The following is a 12456-nucleotide window of genomic DNA, read 5'->3' as shown; positions in this document are numbered from 1 at the left end:
GCTGCCTGGCACAATAGTCGCGATGGCAGGCAGGCGCGCTGCACGGATTCTTGCGAGATGCGACGTGCTTCGAGGAACGGCGGTACGAGGCATGAAACGATGAGACGGGCGGATCTCGCCACGGGGCCGGCCATGGGGCCGGGTTGGAGGGCATTGGCGACCACCGTGGCGTTGCTGGCCTTGCCGTACACCGCGCACGCCGACTGGCGCGACCAGATCGGGACGTTTCGGATCGGCATCGTTGCCGAGCCGGGAGCCGGCAACACGGTTCCAGGCCTGGCTCTGCTGACAGATGCCTACGGCAAGGCGCTCGGCATGAAGGTGGAATTCGTCGTCGCGCATGACTATGCAGCGCTGATCGAGGCACAAGCCAATGCCCGGATTCAGTATGCGGTCTATTCGGCGACCGCCTACGCCACCGCCTCGGAGCGCTGCGGCTGCGTCGAAGCTCTGGTGGCGCCGGTCGATGCCGACGGCGCCACCGGCATTCGCTCCGTGCTTTTTGACGCGCGACGGCAAGCTTCCTGATCTCGCAGCCATGCAAACGCACCGCATCGCCATGGCGCCTTCCGACAATGTCGGCGGTTCTCTCCTGCCGCTTGCCGGGCTGGCGGCCGATGGCATCAAGATCAGCCAGGATGCGCCATTCCTCACTCATGCCGGCTCGGCTGCCGCTGCCGAAGCGATGCTTGTCGATGGCCAGGCCGATGCCGTGTTCGGCTGGGAGCGGGCCGCGGTGGAAAACCGGACGGCGATTGCTGGCGATCAGCCGGCTGATCCGGACGGCACGGCGGAGCGGCTGGAGGCGGCGGGAATTCCGAAAGCCGCGCTCCAGACCATCTGGACCTCCGCTGTGTTGCGATACGGACCCCATGCCGTCCGCAGCGATCTCGACCCCGAAGCCAAGCGCCGGCTGACCGTCTTCCTCACCAATCTCAGATCGCAGTCGCCGGAAGTCTACGATCTCGTGGAATCGAAACATTCCGGCGGCTTCATATCAGCCGCCGCTGGCGACTATGCGATGGCAATAGCCATCGTGCGCCTGCTGTCGGACAGCAGCGGTCAATAGATCCGGCGCTTCAGCAGTTGCCGCAGGGGATCGTCGTGCTCCGGCGCGGCCTGAGGTAGTAGGTCTCGCCCATCGTTATCGAGTCGAAGGCCGAGGTCAGCCCAAGTCGCTTTTCGCTGTCGGCAGACCAGGTGACGATGGGCTTGTAGGCGAGCTGGCTTTCGACGCGGATGAGAAAAGTGTCAGCGATCTTGAGCGTTGCGGGGACTGTCGTGATGGTGTCCTTGGCGGCGTCGACGATATTGGTGCCAGCGACCAGCTTGCGCGACCACACGACCTTTACCTTCGGCGGCGTCTCGGTCGTGACCTGTATCGCCGTGACGATGATGGTCGGCGTTGAGCGGTTGTAGGGCTGCAGGGTCGAGGTGCCGATCTTCATGATCGCATCGATGTCGGCGGCCACGACTGTCTGCTGCTGTGTGATCAGATCCGCAACCATGGAGCCGATGCGGCTGACCTTCTTGCTGGTCTCGATGGCCTGCGAGGCCTCCATGGTTACGAAATACATGATCAGGAGCACAGGCACGATGAAGGCGAACTCGATGGCCGCGATGCCGCGGCGATCCGAGCAGAACCGCGTCGCTCTTGCCCAGATACCCGAAAATCCCCGATGTGCCCCCGCACGATACATGCCTGTTTCCCTTTAAGCCAAAATAACGCTGAGTTCTCAGTCGTCGAACGGTTCGTTCTGCCAGGTCACCGATGCGAAATGCAGCGTGTTGCCGTCTTTCAGATTGGCCATCGACTTGGCCATGAAATCGGTCATGACCGGCCATTTGTAGAAGACCCTTAGCATGTTCTTCGTTTCCGCCAGGCCCGGCGTCACGGCGAAGCTCATCGAATTCGTGCCTTGCGTCAGCACGATCTCGCCATCGACGATCTTGAAGCCAGCCGTAGCGGCATCGGCAAAGGTCGGATATTCGCGCAGATCCACCAGCAAGCCCGGGCAGGTCTTGGCGACCATGATCTCCAGCCGGGTGCAAATGATGTCCCTGAGCTTGGTCCCGGTCAGGTCGGTCGGCTTTAATTGGCCGGTGCGCACCTGGCGGGCGACATCGTCAGTGATGTTGGCCATCACCTCCTGTCCGGCAAATGAAATGCAGCTCTCGAGGATGGCGAAGACGAGAAGCGCAAACGGGATCGCCAGCATGGCGAATTCCATCGCCGTGCTGCCGCGACGATCGCCAAGGAAGCGGCGGCCGAGCTTCGCCGGTCCTGCACTTGCCTTGCCGATTTCGGGTGTTGAATCCTCGCCCATGTTCCGTCCCTGCCGATCCTGATGCGGTGCCAGCAGCCACATTTAGCGAGAACCCATTGAGGCCCGGTTTGGATGACCGCTAAATTCGGCGGGAAGGCATTAACCCGCCGCTAACCGAAGCGACATTTCGGGGAAACAGCGAGCACCCCAGGCGCTTACTGGCCGGCGCTCATTTCGGCTTCGGAGGTCTTCTCCGACTCGCTTTTGAACGAGCTCTCGCAATAGGGCGTGCAGGACATGGTCTGTACCGAAGCGCGCCTGTAGATACGCACCGACGATGCGTCCTGGCGTACCACGGTTACCTGCTCGTCGACGATTGGGCTACCATCCTGATCGAGCACAACCAGATTGGTGACGCCGAACCCCTTGCCCGTCAGCACGATGGTCGATGCATCCTGGACGGAGGCATCGGCAATCGCCGGATTGCCGATGACGATGGTGTCGGCCGGGCGTGTCAATTTGACGATCTTGGCCTGGTTCATCGTGACTTCGATGCCGGCTCCGGCCTTGGCCGGCAGCACAAAAGCCGGGACGGCGAGGAGCGCGGCAAGCAGGAATGACGATTTCATGGCGGTCATCGAGGCGCTCCACGGCAAACTTGTTCAACGGAACATGAACGAGATTGGTGAACCAACGGTTAAGCCGATGACCGGGCCTGGGATATCCGCCGGCATTTTGCCGCTAGCTAATATAAAGAGCGTCCTGCCGATAGCCGCGAAGCCCTAGCTTTCGCGGCCTTTTGACGGGCCGGCGAGCCGCTGTCAGGCGTTTAGTTTACGGTTAACCACGCACGCTGTTCGAAGCGCGAAAGGAATCGGTAAGGCTGTTTATTAAGCCGATTGAAAGAGCTTCTCCCTAGATTGGCAGCATCCGATCAACCACCACAGAAGTTGACGGAAGTGCTGTAACACGTGGAGTAGGAGCTCTCGAATGTCTAATCTCATCGCACGTTTCGTGAAGGACGAGTCCGGCGCGACCGCTATCGAATACGGTCTGATCGCCGCTCTCATCGCGCTTGCCATCATGGTCGGTGCTGGTTCGCTCGGCAACGCCCTGGGCGTCAAGTTCAATGACATCGCCACTGCCGTCTCGACCGGCGTCGCTCCGTAATACTTACGGATCAACGATTGTTTGGGAACAAGGGCCGCTCTTTGCGGCCCTTGTTTCATTTGTGCGATGCGCAGGATCTGAATCCGCAATTCGCAGGCGACACCAGTAAATTTGAGATCGCTGCCTCATCAATCGTTAATCGAACCTGTCTAGGCTGAAGTCCGATACAATTTGACCAAGGCGCCGCGCCGATGCTTGAAGCCCTGATCTTTGTCGTCTTTCCCTTCTGCATGCTCTTTGCCGCGATCTCCGACATGCTGTCGATGACGATCGCCAACCGCGTACCGGTGTTGCTGCTGGCGGTGTTTGCCCTGGTTGCGCCGCTGACGGGCATGGACTGGGCAACCTATGGCTGGCATTTCGCTGCCGGCGCCCTGGTGCTGGCCGTGACGTTCGGCCTGTTTGCGCTTGGCGGCATGGGGGGCGGCGACGCCAAGCTGCTCGCCGGCACCGCCGTCTGGATGGGGTTCAACCCTCACCTCGTCGAGTATCTGGTGATCTCGACGTTCATCGGTGGCCTGCTGACGCTCGCCATCCTTGTCTATCGGAAATCGCCGCTGGCGACTTACACCAGCCACAATCCGTTCCTGCGCCATTTTGCCGACGACACGACCGGCGTTCCCTACGGCATTGCACTCGGCATTGGCGGGCTGCTGACCTATCCAGATTCACCTTTGATGGTATGGGCACTGGCAAGGCTGGCGGCCTGATACAGCGAGCCTCTTTGCCGCTCCGGGATCGGTGAAAAGAGGCGGCTTGGCCGCCTTTCTGTTTGTCGCAGCATTGGATGCGTCTAATTTATGTAAACCTTAAATTAATCACGATCGTAAGCATTACATTAACCTTGTTTTGACGATTGCCGCTGCAAAGTCCGGCCTGGCTAGGTGTATTGCCTAAAGGCGAGGGTTCGGACAGATGCCAGCATCCCGACTGATCATTCTGGGCGTGGCGGTGGCTGCGGCGGGTGGTGCAGGTTACGTTGCGAAGAACATGGTGGCGGTCTCGCCGCCCCAGCAGGTCGTTGCCGACGCGCCTCAGGCGCCTGCAATCGCCTTGCAGGACGTGCTCGTGCTTTCCGGCGACGTCGCCATGGGCAGTCCGCTTGAGAACAACATCAGCTGGGAGTCCTGGCCGGCCGAAGGGATCAACGCGAATTTCATCACCCGTGCCGTCGAACCCGACGCGCTGGACAAGCTGAAAGGCTCGGTCGCCCGCGTCGCGATGTACACCGGTGAGCCGCTGCGGCGCTCCAAGCTGATCGGCGAGGGGCAGAGCTTCATGTCGTCGATCCTGCCTACCGGCAAGCGGGCCGTCGCCACCGCGATCTCGGCCGATACGTCGGCAGGCGGCTTTATCCTACCCAACGATTTTGTCGACGTCATCATGACCCGCAGATCCGACACCGGCAACGCCGGCAGCGGATTCACCACAGAAACCATCCTCAAGAACATCCGCGTCCTGGCGATCGACCAGACCATCCAGGAGGACGAGGAAGGCAAGAAGACCAGGGTGGGACAGACGGCGACGCTGGAGCTGACGCCGCAGCAGGCCGAGATCATCACGGTCGCTCAGCAGATGGCCGATCGCCTGACGCTGGCACTGCGCTCGATCACCGACAACAAGGAACAAGGCACCGATGAAGCCGACTACCTCGTTTCCGGCAATGGGCGGCGCGGAACGGTGCGGTTGATCAAATCGGGCGAAGTTTCCGAAGTAGGGGCAAGGAAATGAGGTTAATCGCTAAACTGCCGGTCACCATGGCTGCGGCAATCGGCCTGCTTTTCCTCGGCGCCCATGCAAGTGGCCTCCTCGAGGCCAAGGCCGCCGGCAAGAGCGCCGGTGTCACGGCTTCAACGGCCACGCAACGCGTCAAGCTCGGCCTCAACAAATCGGTGGTCATCGACCTGCCAAGCGACGCCTACGACATCCTTGTCGCCAACCCCGCGGTCGCCGACGCGGTGACGCGCACGGCAAGGCGCATCTATCTGTTTGGCAAGGCAGTGGGCGAAACCAACATCTTCGTCTTCGGTCCCAATGGCGAGCAGATCGTCAGTCTGGATCTGGCCGTCGAACGCGACGTCGCCGGGTTGGACGACTATCTCAAGCGCTTTCTGCCGACGGCCGACATCAAGGTCGAGTTGCTGAACGACAACGTCGTCCTGACCGGCACCGTGGATACGCCGCTTGATGCCAAACGCGCCGTCGATCTGGCAACCATCTTCGTGTCCGGCGGTGAAGCGACGACCGGCCAGTATTCGCAGACCGCGGCCGGTGGCAATGCCAATGGCGGCGTCGACATCAACAATCCGGATGCCGAGCGCCGGGTCTCGAAGATCGTCAACCTGCTGCAGATCATCGGCGACGACCAGGTGACGCTGAAGGTGACCGTGGCCGAAGTCAGCCGCTCGGTGATGAAGCAGCTCGGCGTCAATATGGTCGGCAACGGCAGCATCGACGGCATTTCCTACGGTGCGCTGAGTTCGCCCAACTACGGGCTGGGCAAACCGCTTTCGCAGAATTCGGCGCTGAATCTGCTGGGTGACGGGAAAGGCAATGGCCTTCAAGCCTACATCAACGCCATGGAGCAAAGCGGCGTCATGAAGACGCTTGCCGAACCGACCCTCACGGCGGTTTCGGGCGAGAAGGCAACATTCAGGGCCGGCGGCGAATTCAATCTTATCACCGCACGTACGAACAACGTTTCGACCGACAACCAGACCGGCCAGGTAACCTACACCAATGAAAAGCTCGAATACGGCATCGGCCTCGAGTTCCAGCCCGTTGTGCTGTCGGCGGGCCGGATCAGCCTCAAGGTCAGGACCTCCGTGTCAGAGCCGACCATGGAAGGTGCGACCACCCTGGAAGGCGCCGCCAACTTGCCCGGCACGACGCTCCTGTCGATCCGCAAGAGGCTTGCCGACACCACCGTCGAATTGCCGTCAGGCGGCTCGATGATGATCGCCGGCCTGGTTCGCGACGACGTCCGCCAGGCGGTCTCGGGCCTGCCCGGCCTGGCCAAGATCCCGGTGCTCGGCACGCTGTTCCGTAGTCGCGATTTCGTCCGCAATGAAAGCGAGCTGGTGATCATCATCACCCCCTATCTGGCGCGGCCGGTGGCGCGCAACGACCTGGCCAAGCCGGACGACAATTTCAACGCCGCCGGCGATGGCCCGGCCATGTTCCTTGGCCGCGTCAACCGCGTCTACGGCACCATGCAGACCGACAAGCCCAACGGCCGCTACCACGGCGTTGTCGGCTTCATCTACAAGTAAGCGGGGAGCGGACATGTCTCAGTCAGCATCGAAGGCAATGGCGGTCGCCGCAACAGTGCGGTCCGGTGCCCGGATCCGCCGATCGGCAATACCGATCCTCGCGATCGCGATCGCGGCCTCGCTCGCCGGTTGCGCCAAGCGCGACAGCATCACGGTTGGGGCAATCCCTGATGACTATCGCACCACGCATCCGATCGTGATTGCCGAGAAGAACCAGAAGATCGACCTTCCGGTCGGCGCCGGTGATCGCGGCATGACCGGCTCGCAGCGCGACACGCTTCTGGGCTTCCTCGACGGCTACGACAAGAGCGCCGCCCCGGCGCTGACGATCGCAACCCCGATCGGCTCGGCCAACGAGGTGGCAGCGACTGCCGCGGCGCGCGATTTCGCCAGGCTGGCGATTGCCAGCGGCATCAAGCGAAACCGGATCGTCGTTACCTCCTATCAGTCGGTTTCCCCGGAAGCCTCGGCGCCTATCCGCGTCTCCTATATTTCGGTGAGAGCCCAGACCGACAAATGCGGACGCTGGCCCGAGGACCTGTTCGAGTCCTCGGAAAACAAGCACTACGCCGACTACGGCTGCTCGTCTCAGAACAACCTCGCCGCGCAGCTCGCCAATCCGGCCGATCTGCTCGGGCCAAGAAAGTCGACGGATATCGACGCCGAAAACCGCGGCGCGGTGATCGACGTCTATCGCGGCAGAGGTATTTCGGACGAGTTCCTCGGCAATTCGGAAGTGACGTACTAGGAGCGCCAGCCCCGCGTAGAGACTGGAAAGAGAAGTCACAGAAAGAGCATGACGATGAGCAATCTTGCCTACGACGCGCCCGTAGACGGCGGCGACAGCTCGCAATCGGATATTGCCGCGATGCAGGCGCTGCGGCCGGTCCCGCGTATTTCGATACAGGCATTTTGCGAGACCGAAGGTGTCGCGCATCCGGTGGAGCGGGCCGGTGAGGATCGCCGCATGGCGAAGGCGCATCTGAAAGTGCATATGGGCGGCATCGCCACGGCGATCGAATTCTACCAGTCGGCGCCGACACCGAACCTGATCCTGCTGGAATCGCGCAGCGAGCCGAAGCAGTTGCTGGAGCAGCTTGCCCAGCTTTCCGAATATTGCGATCCCTCGTCGAAGGTCGTGGTGATCGGCCACTACAACGATGTCGGGCTTTACCGCGAACTCATCCGCTTCGGTATTTCCGAATATGTCATCGCGCCGGTGTCGATGGCCGATGTCGTCTCCGTGGTGTCGTCGATCTTCGTCGATCCGGAAGCCGAGCCGATCGGCCGCTCGATTGCCTTCATCGGCGCCAAGGGCGGCGTCGGCTCCTCGACCATTGCCCACAATGTGGCGTGGGCGATGTCATCGCTGTTCAAGTCGGAAGTGGTCGTCGCCGATCTCGACCTGGCTTTCGGGACGGCCAACATAAATTTCGATCAGGACCCGGCGCAAGGCATCGCCGAGGCCGTGTTTTCGCCCGAACGCGTCGACGAGGTCTATCTCGACCGGCTGCTTGCCCAGTGTGCCGAGCATCTGTCGTTGCTTGCCGCGCCCTCCACTCTCGAACGGGTCTATGACTTTGATCCCGAAGCCTTCACGCAACTCATCGACACCGCGCAGCGCAGCGTGCCGCTGCTGGTGCTCGACGTCCCCCATGTCTGGACCGGCTGGACCAAGAACACGCTGATCAAGGCCGACGAGATCGTCATTACGGCGACACCGGAACTGGCCAATCTGCGCAACACCAAGAACCTGGTCGATATGCTGAGCCGGCTTCGCCCGAACGATCCGCCGCCGAAACTCATCATCAACCAGGCCGGCGTGCCGAAACGACCCGAGATCTCCGCTTCCGACTTCGCCGAGCCGCTCGGCATCACGCCGATGTCGGTTATCGCTTTCGATCCGTTGCTGTTTGGAAACGCCGCCAACAACGGCCGTATGCTGGGCGAAATGGATGCCAAGAGCGCGGTCGTCGGCATGATCAATGAAATCGCGCATGTGCTGACCGGTCGTAGCGAAATCAAGGTCAAGAAGAAGGCAGGCCTTGGCGGCCTGCTCGGCAAGCTTTCGCGTAACAAGAAATGACGCTTCTCAAGCGGAATTGGTAGTCGATCATGTTTGGTAAAAGAGGCTCCGACGACGGCGGCCGGTCCACTCCGGAATTCCGTCAGCCAGCACCGCCGCCCGCGGCGCCGGCGGCTGCAAAGCCTGCGGACACGGCCGTTCTTGCTCGGCCCGCCGCAGCGCCGCCGTCTGCTGCGCCGGCAATGCCGCCCGCTCGCCGTGCTGTTGAGGCGCCGCCGATGGCGCCGGAGCCGGCAAGAAAGGTTCAGCGCGAACGCAGCGAGACCTACTACGACACCAAGAGCCAGGTCTTCTCCGCGCTTATCGACACCATCGACCTGTCGCAGCTCGCCAAGCTCGATCCCGAGAGCGCGCGCGAAGAAATCCGCGATATCGTCAACGACATCATCGCCATCAAAAATTTCGCAATGTCGATTGCCGAGCAGGAAGAGCTGCTCGAAGACATCTGCAACGATGTGCTTGGCTACGGCCCGCTGGAGCCGTTGCTCGCCCGCGACGATATCGCCGACATCATGGTCAACGGCTCCAAGAACGTCTACATCGAAGTCAACGGCAAGGTCGAACAGACCGGCATCCGCTTCCGCGACAATCAGCAGCTGCTCAATATCTGCCAGCGCATCGTCAGCCAGGTTGGCCGCCGCGTCGACGAATCGAGCCCGATCTGCGACGCCCGCCTGCCCGACGGCTCCCGCGTCAACGTCATCGCCCCGCCGCTGTCCATCGACGGCACCGCGCTCACCATCCGCAAGTTCAAGAAGGACAAGCTGACGCTCGATCAGCTGGTCAAGTTCGGCGCTATCTCGCCGCAGGGCGCCGAGATCCTCAAGATCATCGGCCGCGTCCGCTGCAACATCGTCATCTCCGGCGGTACCGGCTCCGGCAAGACGACGCTGCTCAACTGCCTGACCAACTATATCGACCGCGAGGAACGCGTCATCACCTGCGAGGACTCGGCCGAGCTGCAACTGCAGCAGCCGCATGTGGTGCGCCTCGAAACCCGCCCGCCCAATCTCGAGGGCGAAGGCGAGGTGACCATGCGCGACCTGGTCAAGAACTGCCTGCGCATGCGGCCCGAACGCATCATCGTCGGCGAAGTGCGCGGACCGGAGGTTTTCGACCTGCTGCAGGCGATGAACACCGGCCATGACGGTTCGATGGGAACGATCCACTCCAACAGCCCGCGCGAATGCCTGAACCGTATCGAATCGATGATCGCCATGGGCGGCTATTCATTGCCGCAGAAGACCGTACGCGAAATCGTCGTCGGCTCCATCGATGTCATCATCCAGGCAGCAAGACTTCGCGACGGGTCGCGCCGCATCACCCACATCACCGAGGTGATCGGCATGGAAGGCGACGTCATCATCACGCAGGATATCGTGCTCTACAACATCAAGGGCGAGGACTCGAACGGAAGGCTGCTTGGCGAGCATGTGTCGACCGGCATCGGCCGTCCGCATTTCTGGGATCGCGCCCGCTACTATGGCGAGGAACAGCGCCTCGCCAATGCGCTGGAATCGATGGAGAAACGCGCTGACTGACGCATCTGGAGGCGTGGGGACCGAGGTTGATGTTCGGAATTGACACCACCGTACTGGCGTTCATCGTGCTCGCCGGCTTCAGCGCCGGCGCGGTCGCCTATGCATTCTTGTTCACCCAGATGAGCAACGAGAAGCAGGCCGGCAAGCGGCTCGAGACGATCAAGGCCGCCGAGACCGATCGTTCGGTCGTCAAGGCGTCACGCGACCGTGTCGCGGAGGCGGTCAAGCGGCGCAAATCCGTTCAGGATTCGCTGAAACAGCTCGATGAAAAGCAGAAGACCAACGAACGCGTTGTCAAGAAGCCACCGCTGAAGGCACAGATTCGTCAGGCCGGCATGCAGGTCTCGATGGAGCGTTTCTATCTCTACTCCGTCTTTTGCGGCATCGCGCTGACGGCGCTTGCCTATTTCGCCGGGGCGCCGATGCTGGTCCTGCCAGGCGCGCTGCTGGCCGGCGCGCTCGGCCTGCCGCGCTGGTTCGTCTCGTTTCGCCGCACGCGCCGGGTCAAGGCGTTCCTCAACGAATTTCCCAACGCCCTCGACATCATCGTGCGCGCCGTCAAATCCGGCCTGCCGCTCAACGACGCCATTCGCCTGATCGCCAATGAATCGCCGGAGCCGGTCAAGACCGAGTTCCGCCGCATCGTCGATTCACAGCAGATTGGCATGTCCATCCCCGACGCCACCTTGCGCATGGCCGAAACCATGCCGTGCAGCGAGGCAAGCTTCTTTGGCATCGTCATCCAGATCCAGTCGCAGGCCGGCGGCAATCTCTCCGAGGCGCTGGGCAACCTTTCGCGCGTGCTTCGCGATCGCAAGAAGATGAAGGCCAAGGTCCAGGCGCTGTCCATGGAAGCAAAGGCGTCGGCCGTCATCATCGGCGCACTGCCGTTTGTCGTCGCCCTTCTCGTCTACCTGTCGAGCCCGAATTACATCATGCCGTTGTTCACCACCAGCACCGGCAATCTGATCCTGGGCTGTTCCGGTGTCTGGATGTCGATCGGCATTCTGGTGATGCGCAAGATGATGAACTTTGAGGTTTAGGCCCGACTTCGGAAAGCTCGAACGAAAAGACTGAAAACGAATGACCGACCAAGTCGTCAAATCGCTGACCGATCCCGCCTTCCTGATCGCATTGCTGGTCGGCATCGCGGTGTTCGCGACCGTCTTCACGCTGCTGCCGGCCCTGGGTGGCAACCAGCTCAAGGCACGCATGAAATCGGTGGCGCTGGAGCGTGACGAACTGCGCGCCAAGCAGCGCGTACGGCTGGCCAACGAAGCCGATCGCCGCCGCAAGGGCCTGCGCGAGGAACAGTCGGTCGGCATGCGCAATATCGTCGACAGGCTGGACCTGCGGCGTGCGCTGGCCGACGAAGGCACGCTGCAGAAGCTCAAAGTGGCGGGCTTTCGTGGCCAAAACCCGTTGACGCGCTTCCTGTTTTTCCGCCTGGTCCTGCCCTTTGTCGGTTTCGCGCTGGCGGCGATCTATCTGTTCGTGCTCGGCGGGCTGCCGGACCGGCCGGCTTTCGTGAAAATCTTCGTCTGCATCCTTGTCGCCTATGCCGGTTTCTACGCGCCGATCCTTTACGTCAACAACCGTGCCGCCAAGCGCAAGCAGTCGATCCAGCGGGCGTGGCCGGATGCGCTCGACCTGATGCTGATCTGCGTTGAGTCGGGCATGTCGGTAGAGGCTGCAATGCGCAGGGTCGCCGATGAGATCGGCTCGCAGTCGGTGGCGTTGGCGGAGGAGTTCGTGCTGACCAATGCCGAACTCTCTTATCTGCAGGAACGCAAGCAGGCTTATGAAAACCTCGCGGCTCGTACCGGCCTGGAATCGGTGAAGTCGGTGTCCCAGGCGCTGGTTCAGGCCGAGCGCTACGGCACCCCCGTGGCGCACGCATTGCGTGTGCTGGCCTCGGAAAGTCGCGACATGCGCATGAATGCCGCCGAGAAGAAGGCTGCCGCCCTGCCGCCGAAGCTCACCGTGCCGATGATCCTGTTTTTCCTGCCGGTCTTGTTCGCCATCATTCTTGGACCAGCCGGCATGCAGGTCAGCCAGCGCGGCATCTTCGGCGACCAGCACAATTCCTCAAGCCAGTAGGCCTTGTTGCAGCCATACGA

At 61.7% G+C, this 12456-nt stretch carries 12 protein-coding genes and 1 pseudogene; 10 read left to right on the top strand and 3 right to left on the bottom strand.

Going from position 1 to position 12456, the window contains the following annotated elements; genetic code table 11:
* Positions 1-132 precede the first annotated feature (132 nt).
* Positions 133-1128, top strand: a pseudogene (locus tag H0241_RS36585) (phosphate/phosphite/phosphonate ABC transporter substrate-binding protein).
* Here H0241_RS36585 and H0241_RS04925 read toward each other — a convergent pair.
* The 3 genes from H0241_RS04925 to H0241_RS04915 all read right to left on the bottom strand — a co-directional run bounded on the left by H0241_RS04925 (position 1080) and on the right by H0241_RS04915 (position 2905).
* The gene (locus H0241_RS04925; protein ID WP_181056290.1) at positions 1080-1700 is read right to left on the bottom strand and encodes a TadE/TadG family type IV pilus assembly protein; all 621 of its coding nucleotides are present in this window, start codon (positions 1698-1700) and stop codon (positions 1080-1082) included. The pseudogene H0241_RS36585 and the gene H0241_RS04925 overlap by 49 nt on opposite strands.
* Before the next feature lie 36 nt (positions 1701-1736).
* On the bottom strand, positions 1737-2327 hold the full coding sequence (locus tag H0241_RS04920; protein ID WP_181056289.1) for a TadE/TadG family type IV pilus assembly protein: 591 nt from the start codon (positions 2325-2327) through the stop codon (positions 1737-1739).
* Between the two features lie 155 nt (positions 2328-2482).
* Positions 2483-2905, bottom strand: coding sequence for a pilus assembly protein N-terminal domain-containing protein (locus tag H0241_RS04915; RefSeq protein ID WP_181056288.1), 423 nt, complete (start codon positions 2903-2905; stop codon positions 2483-2485).
* Between the two features lie 352 nt (positions 2906-3257).
* On the opposite strand from H0241_RS04915, the gene H0241_RS04910 reads away from it, so the two are divergent.
* The 9 genes from H0241_RS04910 (at position 3258) to H0241_RS04870 (ending at position 12436) form a co-directional block, all read left to right on the top strand.
* The gene (locus H0241_RS04910; RefSeq protein ID WP_142868381.1) at positions 3258-3437 is read left to right on the top strand and encodes a Flp family type IVb pilin; all 180 of its coding nucleotides are present in this window, start codon (positions 3258-3260) and stop codon (positions 3435-3437) included.
* A gap of 191 nt (positions 3438-3628) precedes the next feature.
* Entirely contained in the window at positions 3629-4147 is a 519-nt protein-coding gene (locus H0241_RS04905) for an A24 family peptidase (protein WP_181056287.1), read from the top strand.
* Between the two features lie 205 nt (positions 4148-4352).
* Positions 4353-5168 (top strand): Flp pilus assembly protein CpaB, encoded by an 816-nt coding sequence (gene cpaB, locus H0241_RS04900; protein WP_181056286.1) that lies wholly within the window; start codon positions 4353-4355, stop codon positions 5166-5168.
* On the top strand, positions 5165-6709 hold the full coding sequence (locus tag H0241_RS04895; protein ID WP_181056285.1) for a type II and III secretion system protein family protein: 1545 nt from the start codon (positions 5165-5167) through the stop codon (positions 6707-6709). Before cpaB ends, H0241_RS04895 begins: the two co-directional genes overlap by 4 nt.
* Positions 6710-6722: 13 nt before the next feature.
* Positions 6723-7457, top strand: a complete 735-nt coding sequence (locus H0241_RS04890; protein WP_181056284.1) for a CpaD family pilus assembly protein — start codon at positions 6723-6725, stop codon at positions 7455-7457.
* A 54-nt stretch (positions 7458-7511) separates the two neighbouring features.
* Positions 7512-8795 carry an AAA family ATPase gene (locus tag H0241_RS04885; protein WP_407941714.1) on the top strand — a complete coding sequence of 428 codons (1284 nt, stop codon included), beginning with the start codon at positions 7512-7514 and terminating at the stop codon, positions 8793-8795.
* A 29-nt stretch (positions 8796-8824) separates the two neighbouring features.
* Positions 8825-10336, top strand: a complete 1512-nt coding sequence (locus H0241_RS04880) for a CpaF family protein (RefSeq protein ID WP_181056282.1) — start codon at positions 8825-8827, stop codon at positions 10334-10336.
* Positions 10337-10365: 29 nt separating this feature from the next.
* Positions 10366-11379 (top strand): type II secretion system F family protein, encoded by a 1014-nt coding sequence (locus H0241_RS04875; protein WP_181056281.1) that lies wholly within the window; start codon positions 10366-10368, stop codon positions 11377-11379.
* A gap of 40 nt (positions 11380-11419) precedes the next feature.
* Positions 11420-12436, top strand: a complete 1017-nt coding sequence (locus H0241_RS04870; RefSeq protein ID WP_181056280.1) for a type II secretion system F family protein — start codon at positions 11420-11422, stop codon at positions 12434-12436.
* The last annotated feature ends 20 nt before the right edge of the window (positions 12437-12456 follow it).

Source organism: Mesorhizobium neociceri (genome assembly GCF_013520985.1).
Taxonomy (GTDB): domain Bacteria; phylum Pseudomonadota; class Alphaproteobacteria; order Rhizobiales; family Rhizobiaceae; genus Mesorhizobium; species Mesorhizobium neociceri.
This window is presented reverse-complemented; position numbering and strand designations above follow the sequence as displayed.

Bases quoted from the DNA above. Each gene is read 5' to 3' on its own strand.
- H0241_RS04915 (WP_181056288.1), bottom strand. From the start codon at position 2,905: ATGACCGCCATGAAATCGTCATTCCTGCTTGCCGCGCTCCTCGCCGTC.
- H0241_RS04890 (WP_181056284.1), top strand. From the start codon at position 6,723: ATGTCTCAGTCAGCATCGAAGGCAATGGCGGTCGCCGCAACAGTGCGG.
- H0241_RS04875 (WP_181056281.1), top strand. From the start codon at position 10,366: ATGTTCGGAATTGACACCACCGTACTGGCGTTCATCGTGCTCGCCGGC.
- H0241_RS04920 (WP_181056289.1), bottom strand. From the start codon at position 2,327: ATGGGCGAGGATTCAACACCCGAAATCGGCAAGGCAAGTGCAGGACCG.
- H0241_RS04905 (WP_181056287.1), top strand. From the start codon at position 3,629: ATGCTTGAAGCCCTGATCTTTGTCGTCTTTCCCTTCTGCATGCTCTTT.
- H0241_RS04870 (WP_181056280.1), top strand. From the start codon at position 11,420: ATGACCGACCAAGTCGTCAAATCGCTGACCGATCCCGCCTTCCTGATC.
- H0241_RS04885 (WP_407941714.1), top strand. From the start codon at position 7,512: ATGAGCAATCTTGCCTACGACGCGCCCGTAGACGGCGGCGACAGCTCG.
- H0241_RS04925 (WP_181056290.1), bottom strand. From the start codon at position 1,700: ATGTATCGTGCGGGGGCACATCGGGGATTTTCGGGTATCTGGGCAAGA.
- H0241_RS04895 (WP_181056285.1), top strand. From the start codon at position 5,165: ATGAGGTTAATCGCTAAACTGCCGGTCACCATGGCTGCGGCAATCGGC.
- cpaB (WP_181056286.1), top strand. From the start codon at position 4,353: ATGCCAGCATCCCGACTGATCATTCTGGGCGTGGCGGTGGCTGCGGCG.
- H0241_RS04880 (WP_181056282.1), top strand. From the start codon at position 8,825: ATGTTTGGTAAAAGAGGCTCCGACGACGGCGGCCGGTCCACTCCGGAA.
- H0241_RS04910 (WP_142868381.1), top strand. From the start codon at position 3,258: ATGTCTAATCTCATCGCACGTTTCGTGAAGGACGAGTCCGGCGCGACC.